Source organism: Mesorhizobium sp. Primo-A (assembly GCF_003997175.1).
Lineage (GTDB): Bacteria > Pseudomonadota > Alphaproteobacteria > Rhizobiales > Rhizobiaceae > Mesorhizobium > Mesorhizobium ciceri.
Map to the genome: position 1 here is coordinate 60,661 of NZ_RZTG01000018.1, position 14,814 is coordinate 75,474.

15 protein-coding genes are annotated in these 14,814 nt (G+C 62.1%); 4 read left to right on the top strand and 11 right to left on the bottom strand.

Annotated features, from left to right (window positions below; all coding sequences use genetic code 11):
- The 9 genes from rplB to rpsL form a co-directional block, all read right to left on the bottom strand.
- Positions 1 to 834, bottom strand: a complete 834-nt coding sequence (gene rplB / locus EOC83_RS28200; RefSeq protein ID WP_013531425.1) for a 50S ribosomal protein L2 — start codon at positions 832 to 834, stop codon at positions 1 to 3.
- 22 nt (positions 835 to 856) lie between these two features.
- Positions 857 to 1,150 (bottom strand): 50S ribosomal protein L23, encoded by a 294-nt coding sequence (locus tag EOC83_RS28205; protein WP_013531424.1) that lies wholly within the window; start codon positions 1,148 to 1,150, stop codon positions 857 to 859.
- Positions 1,147 to 1,767: a 50S ribosomal protein L4 gene (gene rplD, locus EOC83_RS28210; protein WP_013531423.1), complete on the bottom strand. Its 621-nt coding sequence runs from the start codon at positions 1,765 to 1,767 to the stop codon at positions 1,147 to 1,149. Before rplD ends, EOC83_RS28205 begins: the two co-directional genes overlap by 4 nt.
- The gene (rplC, locus tag EOC83_RS28215; protein WP_013531422.1) at positions 1,767 to 2,495 is read right to left on the bottom strand and encodes a 50S ribosomal protein L3; all 729 of its coding nucleotides are present in this window, start codon (positions 2,493 to 2,495) and stop codon (positions 1,767 to 1,769) included. Before rplC ends, rplD begins: the two co-directional genes overlap by 1 nt.
- Positions 2,496 to 2,556: 61 nt before the next feature.
- Positions 2,557 to 2,865: a 30S ribosomal protein S10 gene (rpsJ, locus tag EOC83_RS28220; protein ID WP_010909272.1), complete on the bottom strand. Its 309-nt coding sequence runs from the start codon at positions 2,863 to 2,865 to the stop codon at positions 2,557 to 2,559.
- 69 nt (positions 2,866 to 2,934) lie between these two features.
- Complete coding sequence (gene tuf / locus EOC83_RS28225) at positions 2,935 to 4,110, bottom strand: elongation factor Tu (RefSeq protein ID WP_013531404.1); 1,176 nt, start codon at positions 4,108 to 4,110, stop codon at positions 2,935 to 2,937.
- 99 nt (positions 4,111 to 4,209) lie between these two features.
- On the bottom strand, positions 4,210 to 6,300 hold the full coding sequence (gene fusA, locus EOC83_RS28230) for an elongation factor G (protein WP_013531421.1): 2,091 nt from the start codon (positions 6,298 to 6,300) through the stop codon (positions 4,210 to 4,212).
- Between the two features lie 29 nt (positions 6,301 to 6,329).
- A complete protein-coding gene (gene rpsG, locus EOC83_RS28235) occupies positions 6,330 to 6,800 on the bottom strand; it encodes a 30S ribosomal protein S7 (RefSeq protein ID WP_008875664.1) in 471 nt (156 codons plus the stop codon).
- A gap of 60 nt (positions 6,801 to 6,860) precedes the next feature.
- Positions 6,861 to 7,232: a 30S ribosomal protein S12 gene (gene rpsL / locus EOC83_RS28240; RefSeq protein WP_006333356.1), complete on the bottom strand. Its 372-nt coding sequence runs from the start codon at positions 7,230 to 7,232 to the stop codon at positions 6,861 to 6,863.
- Between the two features lie 497 nt (positions 7,233 to 7,729).
- On the opposite strand from rpsL, the gene EOC83_RS28245 reads away from it, so the two are divergent.
- Complete coding sequence (locus tag EOC83_RS28245; RefSeq protein ID WP_013531420.1) at positions 7,730 to 8,011, top strand: transcriptional regulator; 282 nt, start codon at positions 7,730 to 7,732, stop codon at positions 8,009 to 8,011.
- 172 nt (positions 8,012 to 8,183) lie between these two features.
- Positions 8,184 to 9,110 (top strand): Gfo/Idh/MocA family oxidoreductase, encoded by a 927-nt coding sequence (locus tag EOC83_RS28250; protein WP_013531419.1) that lies wholly within the window; start codon positions 8,184 to 8,186, stop codon positions 9,108 to 9,110.
- A 100-nt stretch (positions 9,111 to 9,210) separates the two neighbouring features.
- On the opposite strand, the gene EOC83_RS28255 is transcribed toward EOC83_RS28250, so the two are convergent.
- The gene (locus tag EOC83_RS28255; RefSeq protein WP_013531418.1) at positions 9,211 to 9,609 is read right to left on the bottom strand and encodes a chlorophyllide reductase subunit BchY; all 399 of its coding nucleotides are present in this window, start codon (positions 9,607 to 9,609) and stop codon (positions 9,211 to 9,213) included.
- A gap of 96 nt (positions 9,610 to 9,705) precedes the next feature.
- Here EOC83_RS28255 and EOC83_RS28260 point away from each other — a divergent pair, with 96 nt between their 5' ends.
- On the top strand, positions 9,706 to 10,284 hold the full coding sequence (locus tag EOC83_RS28260) for a DUF2975 domain-containing protein (protein WP_063168071.1): 579 nt from the start codon (positions 9,706 to 9,708) through the stop codon (positions 10,282 to 10,284).
- A 13-nt stretch (positions 10,285 to 10,297) separates the two neighbouring features.
- Positions 10,298 to 10,510, top strand: coding sequence for a helix-turn-helix transcriptional regulator (locus tag EOC83_RS28265; protein WP_013531416.1), 213 nt, complete (start codon positions 10,298 to 10,300; stop codon positions 10,508 to 10,510).
- Positions 10,511 to 10,575: 65 nt separating this feature from the next.
- On the opposite strand, the gene rpoC is transcribed toward EOC83_RS28265, so the two are convergent.
- A complete protein-coding gene (rpoC, locus tag EOC83_RS28270) occupies positions 10,576 to 14,772 on the bottom strand; it encodes a DNA-directed RNA polymerase subunit beta' (protein WP_013531415.1) in 4,197 nt (1,398 codons plus the stop codon).
- Positions 14,773 to 14,814 lie beyond the last annotated feature (42 nt).

Sequence of the window (14,814 nt, forward strand, 5' to 3'; positions counted from 1 at the left end):
TTAGCTCTTGCGCTGATGGCGCGAGCGCAGGATGAACTTGTCGGTCGCCTTGTTGGACCGCGTCTTCTTGCCCTTGGTCGGCTTGCCCCAGGGCGAAACCGGATGGCGGCCACCCGATGTGCGGCCTTCGCCGCCGCCGTGCGGATGGTCGACCGGGTTCATGGTCACGCCGCGATTGTGCGGGCGCTTGCCACGCCAGACCGTGCGACCGGCCTTGCCGTCATTGATGTTGCCGTGGTCCGGATTGGACACGGCGCCAACAGTGGCCATGCAGGAGCCGTGAACGACACGCTGCTCGCCCGAATTGAGGCGCAGGATCGCCATGCCCTGGTCACGACCGACCAGCTGACCGTAACCACCTGCCGAACGGGCGACCTGAGCGCCCTTGCCCGGCTTCAGCTCGATGTTGTGGACGATGGTGCCGACCGGCATCGAAGCCAGCGGCATCGCATTGCCCGGCTTCACGTCGACCGATTCACCGGACACGATCTTGTCGCCGGGAGCCAGACGCTGCGGAGCGATGATGTAGGACAGCTCGCCATCCTCATACTTGATCAGCGCGATGAAGGCGGTGCGGTTCGGATCGTACTCAATGCGCTCGACCGTGCCGACGACGTCGAACTTGCGGCGCTTGAAGTCGATGATGCGGTACGAACGCTTGTGACCACCGCCGATGAAGCGGGCGGTGATGCGACCGTGATTGTTGCGGCCGCCCGACTTGGTCAGGCCTTCGGTCAGACCCTTGACGGGCTTGCCCTTGTAGAGGCCCGAGCGGTCGACGATGACCAGCTGACGGGTGCTGGGCGTTACCGGGTTGAATTTTTTCAGTGCCATTGTTCTGTCCTCGCGGCCTTGCTCAGAGACCCGTCGCGACGTCGATCGACTGGCCATCGGCCAGCGTCACAACCGCCTTCTTGACGTCGCTCTGGCGGCCAACCGTGCCACGGAAGCGCTTGATCTTGCCCTTGCGGACAAGCGTGTTCACGGCCATCACCTTGACGCCGAACAGCGCTTCGACGGCGGCCTTGATTTCCGGCTTCGACGCCTTCTTGGCGACGTTGAAGACGACCTTGTTCTGCTCGGAGGCCATGGTCGACTTTTCGGTGATCGCCGGCGAGACGATCACGTCGTAATGACGAAGGTCGGTCATTTAAAACGCTCCTCGAGAGCCTCGACGGCGGCCTTCGAAAGGACCAGCGTGCCGCGGCGCAGAATGTCGTAGACGTTGATGCCCTGGATGGGCAGCACGTCGATGTTGGGGATGTTCGTCGCCGCCAGCTTGAAGTTCTTGTCAAGCTCGGCGCCGCCGATCAGCAAAGCATTGGTCAGGCCCAGCGTCGCGAAATTCGCGATCAGCGCCTTCGTCTTGGCCTCGGTCAGCTTCAGCTCGTCGATGATGATGATCGACGCGCTCTTGGCCTTGGCCGAGAGAGCATGCTTGAGGCCGAGAGCGCGAACCTTCTTCGGCAGTTCGTGCTCGTGGCTGCGAACGACCGGGCCGTGGGCCTTGCCGCCGCCGCGGAACTGCGGAGCGCGTGCCGAATGGTGACGGGCGCGGCCCGTACCCTTCTGCTTGTACATCTTGGCGCCGGTGCGCGCGATCTCGGCGCGACCCTTGGTCTTGTGCGTGCCCTGCTGCTTCTTGGCAAGCTGCCAGCGCACGACGCGCTGCAGGATGTCTTCGCGCGGATCAAGGCCGAAAATCTCGTCGGAGAGTTCCACCTTGCCGGCGTCCTTGCCGCCCAGCGTTGTGATCTTGAGATCCATTATTCCGCTCCCTCTGTGGCCGGAGCCTCGTTCTTGGCGCCACTTTCGGCAGCAACGGCGCGGATCGCGGCAGGCTTCGGCGCATTGGCCGGCAGTGCCACCTTGGCCGCATCGCGAACCAGGATCCAGGCGCCCTTCGATCCGGGAACCGCACCGCGGATCAGGATCAGGCCGCGGTCGGCGTCGGTCGATACGATCTCGACATTCTGCGTGGTGACGCGGGTGTCGCCCATGTGGCCAGCCATATGCTTGCCCTTGAACACCTTGCCCGGGTCCTGGCGCTGGCCGGTCGAACCGTGCGTACGGTGCGAAACCGAGTTACCGTGCGTTGCACGGCCACCGCCCATGTGGTGGCGCTTGATGACGCCCTGAAAGCCCTTGCCGATCGTCGTGCCCGTCACATCGACCTTCTGGCCGGCGACGAAGTGCTCGACGGTGATCTCGGCGCCGACATCGATCATGTTGTCGGCGGAGACGCGGAACTCGGCGACCTTCGCCTTCGGCTCGACGGAAGCGGTCGCGAAATGGCCGCGCATCGCCTTCGACGTGTTCTTCACCTTGGCAAGGCCAACGCCGAGCTGAACGGCGGTGTAGCCATTCTTCTCTTGCGTGCGCTGGGCCACGACCTGGCAGTTCTCCATCAGGAGAACGGTGACGGGAACATGTTCCCCGGCATCGTTATAGATGCGGGTCATTCCCACCTTCTTTGCAATCACACCTGAACGCATCGGTTCAATTCCTTTAGAGTTCCGGGCCAGGGGCACCGCCCCTTACCGCGCTCTCATTCCCTTAGAGCTTGATCTCGACGTCGACGCCGGCGGCCAGATCGAGCTTCATCAAAGCATCGACCGTCTGCGGGGTCGGATCGACGATGTCGAGCAGACGCTTGTGCGTGCGCATCTCGAACTGCTCGCGGCTCTTCTTGTCGACGTGAGGCGACCGGTTGACCGTGAACTTTTCGATCCGCGTCGGCAGCGGAATGGGGCCGCGGACGTTTGCACCGGTACGCTTGGCCGTCGACACGATTTCCTTCGTCGAGGCGTCGAGCACGCGGTGGTCAAACGCCTTAAGGCGGATGCGGATATTCTGTCCGTTCATGCGTCACTTCCTTGTTCTGGCGCGGCGCGGGCAACTCCCGCGCCCGCGACAGATCGGTTTAAGTCCAAATTACTCTTTGATGGTGACGACGATGCCGGCACCGACGGTGCGGCCGCCTTCACGGATAGCGAAGCGCAGCTTCTCTTCCATGGCGATCGGCACGATCAGCTCGACATCGACCGTGATGTTGTCGCCCGGCATCACCATCTCGGTGCCTTCCGGCAGCGACACGATGCCGGTCACGTCGGTCGTGCGGAAGTAGAACTGCGGACGGTAGTTGGTGAAGAACGGCGTGTGACGGCCACCTTCGTCCTTGGTCAGGATGTAGGCTTCGGCCACGAACTTCTTGTGCGGCTTCACCGTGCCCGGCTTGGCCAGAACCTGGCCGCGCTCGACACCTTCACGATCAACGCCGCGCAGCAGCGCGCCGATGTTGTCGCCAGCCTGGCCCTGATCGAGCAGCTTGCGGAACATTTCCACGCCCGTGCAGGTCGTCTTGGTCGTCGGACGGATGCCGATGATTTCCAGCTCCTCGCCGACCTTGACCACGCCGCGCTCGACGCGGCCGGTCACGACCGTGCCGCGGCCCGAGATCGAGAACACGTCCTCGATCGGCATCAGGAACGGCTTGTCGAGCGGACGAACCGGCGTCGGGATGTAGGCATCGACCGCAGCCATCAGCTCGCGGATCGCGTCTTCACCGATCTTCTTGTCCGAGTCTTCGAGAGCAGCCAGAGCCGAACCCTTGACGATCGGAATGTCGTCGCCGGGGAATTCGTTCTTGGTCAGAAGCTCGCGAACCTCGAGCTCGACCAGTTCGAGCAGCTCGGCGTCGTCGACCTGGTCGACCTTGTTCAGGAACACCACGATCGACGGCACGCCGACCTGACGGGCCAGCAGGATGTGCTCGCGGGTCTGCGGCATCGGGCCGTCGGCAGCCGACACGACCAGGATCGCGCCGTCCATCTGCGCGGCGCCGGTGATCATGTTCTTCACATAGTCGGCGTGGCCGGGGCAGTCGACGTGAGCGTAGTGGCGGTTGGCCGTTTCGTATTCGACGTGAGCCGTCGAGATCGTGATGCCGCGCGCCTTCTCTTCAGGGGCAGCGTCGATCTGGTCGTAGCGCTTGTATTCGCCAAAATACTTGGTGATCGCCGCCGTCAGCGACGTCTTGCCATGGTCGACGTGGCCAATCGTGCCGATGTTCACGTGAGGCTTGTTACGCTCGAATTTACCTTTGGCCATAATCGTTCTCCGTCTATTCTACCCGCTTGGGGGAAATTGTTATTCGCTCTTCAGATCCGGCACCGCGCAAGGGACGCGACGTCGGTGGCTAAGGAACCCTTACGCGTATTTCTTCTGGACTTCCTGGGCCACTGCGGTCGGAACCGGCTCGTAGTGATCGAACTGCATCGTGTAGGCCGCACGGCCCTGGCTCATCGAGCGCAGGTTGTCGACATACTTGAACATGTTGGCGAGCGGCACCATCGCGTTGATGACAACGGCGACGCCACGCGCTTCCTGACCCTGGATCTGGCCACGACGACCGTTCAGATCGCCGATGACGCTGCCGACGTAGTCTTCCGGCGTCACGACTTCGACCTTCATGATCGGCTCGAGCAGCTGCACGCCAAGCTTGGGTGCTGCTTCACGGAAGCAGGCGCGGCCGGCGATTTCGAAGGCCAGAACGCTGGAGTCGACATCGTGGTAAGCGCCGTCGATGAGGGTCGCCTTGACGCCGATCATCGGGAAGCCCGCGAACGGACCCGAGGTCATGACGCTGTTGATGCCCTTTTCGACACCAGGGATGTATTCCTTCGGCACGGCGCCGCCGACGATCTTGGTATCGAACTCGAACTCGCTGCTATCGGGGTTCGGCTCGAACAGGATCTTGACGCGAGCGAACTGACCGGTACCGCCGGTCTGCTTCTTGTGCGTGTAGTCCTGCTCGTGCTTGCGGGTGATCGTCTCGCGATAGGCCACCTGCGGTGCGCCGACATTGGCCTCGACCTTGAACTCGCGACGCATGCGGTCGACGATGATGTCGAGGTGGAGTTCGCCCATGCCGGAAATGATTGTCTGGCCGCTTTCCTCGTCGGTCTTGACGCGGAAGGACGGATCCTCGGCGGCCAGGCGATGAAGGGCGAGGCCCATCTTTTCCTGGTCGTTCTTGGTCTTCGGCTCGATGGCGATCTGGATGACCGGATCGGGGAATTCCATGCGCTCGAGGATGACCGGATGCAGCGGATCGCTCAGCGTGTCGCCGGTGGTCGTGTCCTTGAGACCGGCAAGAGCAACGATATCGCCGGCAAAAGCCTCTTCGACGTCGGCGCGCGAGTTCGCATGCATCTGCAGCATGCGGCCGATGCGCTCTTTCTTGCCCTTCACGGTGTTGTCGACCGAGATGCCCTTGGTGAGCCTGCCCGAATAGATGCGCGCAAAGGTCAGCGAACCGACGAACGGGTCGTTCATGATCTTGAAGGCGAGCATCGACAGCGGCTCGTTGTCGTCGGCATGACGCTCGATCTCGGCGTCGGTCTTGGCATCGACGCCCTTGATGGCGGGAACATCGGCCGGCGACGGCAGATATTCGACAACGGCGTCGAGCAGCGGCTGCACGCCCTTGTTCTTGAAGGCCGAGCCACAGAACATCGGGTAGAACTTGACCGCGATGGTGCCCTTGCGGATCAGCGCGCGAATCTCGTCATTCGACGGCATCTTGCCTTCGAGGTAATTCTCAAGCGCCGTCTCGTCCATTTCGACGGCAGCCTCGATCATCTTCTCGCGGTATTCTTCGGCACGAGCCTTGAGGTCGTCCGGGATCTCGACGATGTCCCAGGCAGCGCCCAGCGTCTCGTCGCGCCAGACCAGCGCGTTCATCTCGACGAGGTCGACAACGCCCTTGAACTCGGTCTCGGCGCCAATCGGCAGCTGCATGACAACAGCATGCGCACCGAGGCGCGAGCCGATCATCTCGACCGAGCGATAGAAGTCGGCGCCGATCTTGTCCATCTTGTTGCAGAAGATCATGCGCGGAACGCGATATTTGTCGGCCTGGCGCCAGACAGTCTCGGTCTGCGGCTCAACACCGGCATTGGCATCGAGCAGCGCGATGGCGCCGTCGAGCACGCGCAGCGAACGCTCGACCTCGATGGTGAAGTCGACGTGGCCGGGGGTGTCGATGATGTTGAAGCGGTGCATCTTGCCGTCACGAGCCTTCCAGAAGGTCGTGGTCGCGGCGGACGTGATGGTGATGCCGCGCTCCTGCTCCTGCTCCATCCAATCCATGGTGGCAGCGCCGTCGTGGACTTCGCCGATCTTGTGCGACTTGCCCGTGTAGTAGAGGACGCGCTCGGTGGTCGTCGTCTTGCCGGCGTCAATATGCGCCATGATACCGAAATTGCGGTAGTCTTCGATTTTGTATTCGCGGGCCATCGTAGCTGCCTCTCAGTCTCGTTCGCGCTTTACCAGCGGTAGTGCGCGAAAGCGCGGTTGGCTTCAGCCATCTTGTGGGTGTCTTCACGCTTCTTGACAGCGGTGCCGCGGTTGTTGGCCGCGTCCATCAGCTCGCCGGAGAGGCGGTCGACCATCGTGGTCTCGTTGCGGTTGCGGGCCGCAGCAATCAGCCAGCGAATGGCCAATGCCTGGCGGCGCTCGGGGCGCACGTCGACCGGAACCTGGTAGGTGGCGCCGCCGACACGACGCGAACGCACTTCCACATGCGGCGCGACATTGTCGAGCGCCTGATGGAAGACGGTGACCGGCTCCTGCTTGGTCTTCGACTGAACCTGGTCGAGCGCGCCGTAGACGATGGTCTCGGCGACCGACTTCTTGCCGTCATACATGACGGCGTTCATGAACTTGGTGACGATCAGATCGCCGAACTTCGGGTCCGGATTGATCTCACGCTTTTCTGCACTGTGACGACGCGACATGGCTTTTGTCTCTCAATCTCATAGCCCGACGCACTCAAGGAGCGCCAAGGCCGGAAAATCTTACTTCGGACGCTTGGCGCCGTACTTCGAACGGCGCTGCTTGCGGTTCTTCACACCCTGCGTGTCGAGCACGCCGCGGATGATGTGGTAGCGAACGCCCGGAAGATCCTTGACGCGGCCGCCGCGGATCATCACCACGGAGTGCTCCTGAAGGTTGTGGCCTTCGCCGGGGATGTACCCGATCACTTCAAAACCATTGGTCAGGCGGATCTTGGCCACCTTGCGCAGCGCCGAGTTCGGCTTCTTCGGCGTCGTTGTATAGACGCGCGTGCAGACGCCCCGCTTCTGCGGGTTCTGCTGCATGGCCGGGACCTTGTTGCGCTTCACCGGCGCAATGCGCGGCTTGCGGATCAGCTGGTTGACGGTAGGCATTAAACCCTCTTGTCTCTCAATTCCGTGTCTCGCCCGGTCAGGGCCGCTCAAAGCGTCATTTCCATACGCAAATTCGGGCCATAAACCGCGCCTCGCGGTCTTGCCCGAACAAAAGGCAGAGGAAGCGGAAGCCGCTTCGTGCACGCCGGAAATGTCTTTTCGCTCGTAAAACGAACCCTGTTTGAGGCAAACTCCAAAGCGTGTCGCTTCGGAAGGGAGAGCCTCACATCGGTTCTGACTGGGCGGCTTCTACCCGTAAGACCGCGGACCGTCAAGCCCGGAGCACCAAATATTGCGCGCCGACCAAGGCTTGGCAGCCATGCGAAAACCGCATGTAATTTTCTTTCGCATTTTTGCAAGAGCGAGGAAGAAAGTGACAAGCCTTCAGGCAAAGTGAATGGGTTTGCGCTGTCGCGCGGCCTTGCTTCATGCGAAAAGGCCGCATGAGCAGTCAAAACCCCCTCGCCCGCCCACCCGCTGCCAAGAGGAATCGGCCCGTGAACGACAACGAAGAACGCCCGGTCACCATCATCACCGGCCGGGTGTGGAAGAAAAAAGGCGGCAAACCGGAAGGCGTCCACGTCATGCTGGTTGCGCCCGACGACGATTCGGCGGTGCGCCGGGCGCTCGAATCGCTTGCCGCCGAAGGTTACGCCGAGGCCGAGCTCGACCAGATCGGCGACATGGACGGCATCCCCGACGAAGAGCCGCATATTTCCGCCTTCCAGGGCGCGCTCGAAGGCGAAGTGTCGATCGTTACCTTCGACGTGCCGATCTGACCCCGGTCCAGCTTTCGAATCGACTGCCGAACCGAATCGGCGACCGAGGCCTTCCCAGCCGACAAATGTGCTGCCGCTAAGGGAAGGCTGAGCTTGGCTGCTCGGCTTCGGCTTGCCCGGGGCAAGTGTTCTGATAAGAAGCCATCACCATCATCAAACAGACGGAGCGGCCATGTCCCAGCCCATCAAGATAGGCATCGTCGGCGTCGGCAAGATCGTCCGCGACCAGCACCTGCCGGCCCTGGCGAAAGACCAGGACTATCGCCTCGTCGCGGCCGCCAGCCGTCACGGCAAGGTGGATGACATCCCGAATTTCCCCACCATCGAAGCCATGCTCGACGCCGTAGCCGAGCTCGAGGCCGTCTCGCTCTGCATGCCGCCGCAATTCCGCTACGACGCGGCGCGGACGGCGCTGACGGCAAAGAAGCATGTCTTCCTGGAGAAGCCGCCAGGCGCTACTGTCAGCGAGGTCGAAGACCTCAAGACATTGGCTGCGCACAACGGCGTCTCGCTGTTCGCCAGCTGGCACTCGCGCTATGCGCCGGCCGTCGAGGCCGCACGTGCTTTTCTAAGTTCAGCCCGCATCCGCTCGGCTGCCATCAACTGGAAAGAGGATGTGCGCCGCTGGCACCCGAACCAGGAATGGATCTGGGCTCCCGGCGGTTTTGGCGTCTTCGATCCCGGCATCAACGCGCTGTCGATTGCCACCCATATCCTGCCGGCCATGTTCATCACCTCGGCGGTGCTCGACTTTCCCGAAAACCGCGCCTCCCCGGTTGCCGCGCGCGTCACCTTCCGCACCTCGAATGGCCTGCCGGTGACGATGGACCTCGACTGGCTGCAGACAGGCCCGCAAAGCTGGGACATCCTGGCCGACACCGACAAGGGCGCCATGGTGCTGTCGGGCGGCGGCTCGAAGCTCGCCATCGATGGCAAGCTCATTCACGAAGAGCCGGAAGCGGAATATCCGATGCTCTACAAGCGCTTCGCCGAGATCGTGCGCGCCGGCGTTTCCGATGTCGATCTGGCCCCGCTCCAGCATGTCGCTGACGCCTTCATGCTCGGCAAGCGCAACGTAGTCGAGGCGTTTTTCGATTGAGCTCTGGAACCGCACTCGCTGATCGCGCGCGGGGGTCGCAGGTTGGGAATAGTCGCGCGACAGGATTGTCGCGCGACTGAGAACCAGCGGATCGCCAGGCTCAATTCCTGGTCCTGCAACCGGCACGCTTGACCATGTCGGCAATGATCAGTGGCGTCGCCGGTGTCTGAGACCAGTTACCCTGACGAGGGGCGCCCGCTTCAAGGGCGGCGCGCACCGCTCGTGTATCCAGGCTGAAAGAACTCTTGCAGGAAACGAGGCCGCCATTGCCGATCGTGTCGGCGATCACGCCGGCGGCTTCGCCAACCCCGGCGACATAGGCGACCAGCGTTTGCCTGGCGACCGGGCTGGTGTCGGCCTTGTCGAGCATTTCCATCACCTGCCCCACCGATATCCGGCCTGTCGCGGTCGACGGGAGGGCGATGGCAGCAAAAGGCGTTATGGACGCGGCGACAATCGCGATGGCTGCCACGGCAATCCGGCGTTTGAACGAAGGCATAGGTTTCTCCTGTGATGAGGAATTGACAAGAATCATCATTACGCATAAACAAATTATTGTAAAACGATAATTCATTACAATGGAGTGATAACGGCGATGATTGAACCTGTCATCACGGCTGTCCCTGCCGATCCTGCCCGCCAGCTTAGATTGAGACGCATCCGACTTTTCAGCCTAGTGCTGGCGAGGTGTTTTGTCGTCCTCGCCATATTGCTGACCATCGGTCTGCTGTTCTACTGGCTCAGCGTCTCCGCCAGTTCGATCGCGGCCGATGCGCAAATCCCACAGGAATGGCTGAGCGAGCTTGGCCTCGGTCGAAGACTGGTCGGGTTCGCGATCTCGTTCGTGCCGCTTGCCTGCCTCGTCTTCGCGCTCATGGCCGCAAGGCGCTGCTTCGGCGCTTTCGCGTCCGGCAACTTCTTCGGTCAGGGCGCCATCAGCAATTTGCGATACTTTGGCCTCGGCCTGCTGGCATCCGCCTTGCTGAAACCGGTTTCGGCGGCGGCATTGTCCGTTCTGCTCAGCTGGGACGCGCCTGCCGGCCAGCACCGGCTGACGCTCGGTCTCGACAGCGACACGATGCTGACCTTGCTGGCAGCTTGCATCGTCGCTGTCATCACCTGGGTCATGGCCGAGGCATCGGCACTCGCCGAAGAAAACGCGCAATTCATCTGATGAGGATCAGCTCATGCCCATAAGGGTCAGGCTCAATGTCGTCCTCGCCGAACGAAACGTGAAGTCAAAGGACCTGGCCGAATATGTCGGCATCACCGAGGCCAATCTTTCCCTTTTGAAGCAGGGAAAGGTCAAGGGTATCCGGTTCGACACGCTGGAGCGCATCTGCGACTATCTCGACTGTCAGCCGGGCGATCTGCTTCGCTTCGAGAGGGTGTCCGAATAGCACAAAGAAATAGGCCGCCGGGTTGCCCCGACGGCCTTATTGCCTGAGATCGTTGCCGTCCGCGCTTACTGCGCGGCGGTGGTCATGTCGGCCAGCATCGGCTCGGCGACTTCCGCACCCGAGGCCTTGCGGCGCTCGTCGATGATCAGTTCGTCGCGCGAGGTGGCGATGCGCCGGATCTGGCTCATCGTGCCGCCGGTACCGGCCGGGATCAACCGGCCGACGATGACGTTTTCCTTCAAGCCCTGCAGCATGTCGGTCTTGCCGGCAACGGCAGCTTCCGTCAGCACTCGCGTCGTCTCCTGGAAGGAGGCGGCCGAGATGAAGGACGGCGTCTGCAGCGATGCCTTGGTGATGCCGAGCAGCACCGGCAGGCCTTCGGCCGGCTTCTTGCCGTCCTCGACCAGACGCTCGTTGACCTCTTCCAGTTCGATCACGTCGACATGATCGCCCGGGATGTAGGTCGAATCGCCCTGCACCGTGATCTCGACCTTCTGCAGCATCTGGCGAACGATCACCTCGATGTGCTTGTCGTTGATCGACACGCCCTGCAGACGGTAGACTTCCTGGATCTCGTTGACGAGGTAGGAAGCAAGTGCCTCCACGCCCTTGATCGCCAGGATGTCGTGCGGCGCCGGGTTGCCGTCGAGGATGTAGTCGCCCTTCTCGATGACGTCGCCGTCCTGGAGATGGAACGGCTTGCCCTTCGGGATCAGGTATTCGACCGGCTCAAGCGTCGAGTCATGCGGCTCGATGATGATGCGACGCTTGTTCTTGTAGTCGCGGCCGAAGCGGATCGTGCCGTCGATCTCGGCGATGATGGCGTGATCCTTCGGACGACGTGCCTCGAACAGCTCGGCAACACGCGGCAGACCGCCGGTGATGTCCTTGGTCTTGGCGCTTTCCATCGGAATACGCGCCAAAACGTCGCCGGGGCGAACCTGCGAACCCGGCTCGACCGAAAGAATGGCCTCGACCGAGAGCAGGAAGCGGGCGTCGCCGCCCTTGGACAGCTTGCCGACCTTGCCCTTGGCGTCCTGGATCGCAATCGCCGGCTTCAGGTCGTTGCCACGTGGCGTCGAGCGCCAGTCGATGACCTCACGCTTGGTGATGCCGGTCGACTCGTCGGCCGTTTCCTGAACGGAAATGCCGTCGACCAGATCCTCGTACGACACCCTGCCCTCGATTTCGGTGAGGACCGGACGCGTGTAGGGATCCCACTCGGCGATACGCTGGCCGCGCTTCACCTTGTCACCATCGTCCACGAAGATGCGCGAACCATAGGTGAGACGGTGCGAGGCGCGCTCCTTGCCGGCTTCGTCGAGGATCAGCACCGCCATGTTGCGGCCCATGACCATCTGCTGGCCGTCGGAGTTGCGCACCACGTTGCGGTTGCGGATCTCGACCTTGCCCTCATACGAGGCTTCAAGGAACGAGCTGTCCACCACCTGCGCGGTACCGCCCATGTGGAAGGTACGCATGGTGAGCTGGGTGCCCGGCTCGCCGATCGACTGCGCCGCGATGACGCCGACGGCTTCGCCCTGGTTGACCGGGGTGCCGCGGGCCAGATCGCGACCGTAGCAGACCGCGCAGACGCCAACCCTGACTTCGCAAGTCAGTGCCGAGCGGATGCGGACCGACTGGACGCCGGCCTTTTCGATCTGTTCCACGTCACGCTCGTCCATCAGCGTTCCGGCCTTGACCAGGATCTCGCCCGACACCGGATGGGTGATGTCGTCGAGCGACGTACGGCCCAGCACGCGCTGGCCGACCGAAGCAACGACCTGACCGGCATCGACGATCGGCTGCATGGTGAGGCCCTTGTCGGTGCCGCAGTCGACGGAGTTGACGATGCAGTCCTGCGCCACGTCGACCAGACGACGGGTGAGGTAACCCGAGTTCGCCGTCTTCAAGGCGGTGTCGGCCAGACCCTTGCGGGCGCCGTGGGTCGAGTTGAAGTACTCGAGCACGGTCAGGCCTTCCTTGAAGTTCGAGATGATCGGCGTCTCGATGATTTCACCCGACGGCTTGGCCATAAGGCCGCGCATGCCGGCAAGCTGGCGCATCTGGGTGGGCGAGCCACGCGCACCGGAGTGCGACATCATGTAGATCGAGTTCATCGGCTTCTGACGGCCATTGTCCTCGAACTCGACCGCCTTGATGCGGGCCATCATCTCGTCGGCGACCTTTTCCGAGCACTTGGCCCAGGCGTCGACGACCTTGTTGTACTTCTCGCCCTGCGTGATCAGACCGTCATTGTACTGCTGCTCGTATTCCTTGGCCAAAGCCTCGGTGTCGGAGACCAGCTTGATCTTGGCATCCGGGATCAGCATGTCGTCCTTGCCGAACGAAATGCCGGCGCGGCAGGCATGGCTGAAGCCGAGCGCCATGATGCGATCGCAGAAAATGACCGTCTCCTTCTGACCGCAGTGGCGGTAGACGGTGTCGATCATCTTGGAGATGTTCTTCTTGGTCATCTCCTGGTTGGCGGTCTCGTAAGGCACGTTGACGTTCTTCGGCAGAAGCTCGCCGATGATCATGCGGCCAGGCGTGGTGTCATGGATCTTCGACACGACCTTGCCTTCGGCGTCGACCGTGCGGAAACGACCCTTGATCTTGGAGTGCAGCGTCACCGCCTTGGTCTCGAGCGCGTGCTGGAGTTCGCCCATGTCGGCAAACACCATGCCCTCGCCCGGCTCGTTCTGGTTGACGATCGAGAGATAGTAGAGACCCAGAACCATGTCCTGCGACGGCACAATGATCGGCGCGCCGGAAGCCGGGTGCAGGATGTTGTTGGTCGACATCATCAGCACGCGGGCTTCAAGCTGCGCTTCCAGCGACAACGGCACGTGAACGGCCATCTGGTCGCCGTCGAAGTCGGCGTTGAAGGCCGTGCAGACCAGCGGGTGCAGCTGGATCGCCTTGCCTTCGATCAGGATCGGCTCGAACGCCTGGATGCCGAGACGGTGCAGCGTCGGCGCACGGTTCAGCAGCACCGGATGCTCGCGGATGACCTCGTCGAGGATATCCCAGACTTCCGGACGCTCCTTTTCGACCAGCTTCTTCGCCTGCTTGACGGTCGAGGAGTAACCCTTGGCGTCGAGACGGGCGTAGATGAAGGGCTTGAACAGTTCGAGCGCCATCTTCTTGGGCAGGCCGCACTGGTGCAGCTTGAGCTCCGGACCGGTCACGATGACCGAGCGGCCGGAATAGTCGACGCGCTTGCCGAGCAGGTTCTGACGGAACCGGCCCTGCTTGCCCTTGAGCATGTCGGACAGCGACTTCAGCGGGCGCTTGTTGGCGCCGGTGATGACGCGGCCGCGGCGGCCGTTGTCGAACAGCGCATCGACGGCTTCCTGCAGCATGCGCTTTTCATTGCGCACGATGATGCCGGGGGCGCGCAGCTCGATCAGCCGCTTCAGGCGGTTGTTGCGGTTGATGACGCGGCGATAGAGATCGTTCAGATCCGACGTGGCGAAGCGGCCGCCGTCCAGCGGGACGAGCGGACGCAGGTCCGGCGGGATCACCGGAACCACCTTCATGATCATCCATTCCGGACGATTGCCGGATTCCATGAAGTTCTCGACGACCTTGAGCCGCTTCAGATACTTCTTCTGCTTCAGCTCGGAGGTGGTCGACGCCAGTTCCGAACGCAGGTCGCCGGCGATCTTCTCCAGGTCCATGCCGGCCAGGAGGTCATGAATGGCCTCGGCGCCGATCATGGCGGTGAACGAATCCTCGCCATACTCGTCGACGGCGATCATGTACTCTTCCTCGCTGAGCAGCTGGTGCTCCTTCAGCGCGGTGAGGCCAGGTTCGGTGACGATGTAGTTCTCGAAGTAGAGGACGCGCTCGATGTCCTTCAGGGTCATGTCGAGCAGCGTGCCGATGCGCGACGGCAGCGACTTCAGGAACCAGATATGGGCGACCGGTGCCGCCAGCTCGATATGGCCCATGCGCTCGCGGCGAACGCGCGACAGCGTGACTTCGACGCCGCACTTCTCGCAGATGACGCCCTTGTACTTCATGCGCTTGTACTTGCCGCACAGGCACTCATAGTCCTTGATCGGGCCAAAAATGCGCGCGCAGAACAGACCGTCACGCTCCGGCTTGAAGGTGCGGTAGTTGATGGTCTCCGGCTTCTTGATCTCGCCGAAAGACCAGGACAGAATCTTCTCAGGGCTGGCAAGCGATATCCGGATGGAATCGAACACCTGCGCAGGCGCCTGCGGATTGAAGAGATTCATGACCTCTTGGTTCATGCCGTTCTCCTTTTCGGGATCCTCGAAGATCCCTTGCATCTA

Excerpts from the sequence above, each read along its gene's own strand:
- EOC83_RS28205 (WP_013531424.1), bottom strand. The coding sequence starts at position 1,150 with ATGACCGACCTTCGTCATTACGACGTGATCGTCTCGCCGGCGATCACC.
- EOC83_RS28260 (WP_063168071.1), top strand. The coding sequence starts at position 9,706 with ATGATTGAACCTGTCATCACGGCTGTCCCTGCCGATCCTGCCCGCCAG.
- EOC83_RS28255 (WP_013531418.1), bottom strand. The coding sequence starts at position 9,609 with ATGCCTTCGTTCAAACGCCGGATTGCCGTGGCAGCCATCGCGATTGTC.
- rpsL (WP_006333356.1), bottom strand. The coding sequence starts at position 7,232 with ATGCCTACCGTCAACCAGCTGATCCGCAAGCCGCGCATTGCGCCGGTG.
- EOC83_RS28265 (WP_013531416.1), top strand. The coding sequence starts at position 10,298 with ATGCCCATAAGGGTCAGGCTCAATGTCGTCCTCGCCGAACGAAACGTG.
- rplB (WP_013531425.1), bottom strand. The coding sequence starts at position 834 with ATGGCACTGAAAAAATTCAACCCGGTAACGCCCAGCACCCGTCAGCTG.
- tuf (WP_013531404.1), bottom strand. The coding sequence starts at position 4,110 with ATGGCCAAAGGTAAATTCGAGCGTAACAAGCCTCACGTGAACATCGGC.
- fusA (WP_013531421.1), bottom strand. The coding sequence starts at position 6,300 with ATGGCCCGCGAATACAAAATCGAAGACTACCGCAATTTCGGTATCATG.
- rpoC (WP_013531415.1), bottom strand. The coding sequence starts at position 14,772 with ATGAACCAAGAGGTCATGAATCTCTTCAATCCGCAGGCGCCTGCGCAG.
- rplD (WP_013531423.1), bottom strand. The coding sequence starts at position 1,767 with ATGGATCTCAAGATCACAACGCTGGGCGGCAAGGACGCCGGCAAGGTG.
- rpsJ (WP_010909272.1), bottom strand. The coding sequence starts at position 2,865 with ATGAACGGACAGAATATCCGCATCCGCCTTAAGGCGTTTGACCACCGC.
- EOC83_RS28250 (WP_013531419.1), top strand. The coding sequence starts at position 8,184 with ATGTCCCAGCCCATCAAGATAGGCATCGTCGGCGTCGGCAAGATCGTC.
- rpsG (WP_008875664.1), bottom strand. The coding sequence starts at position 6,800 with ATGTCGCGTCGTCACAGTGCAGAAAAGCGTGAGATCAATCCGGACCCG.
- rplC (WP_013531422.1), bottom strand. The coding sequence starts at position 2,495 with ATGCGTTCAGGTGTGATTGCAAAGAAGGTGGGAATGACCCGCATCTAT.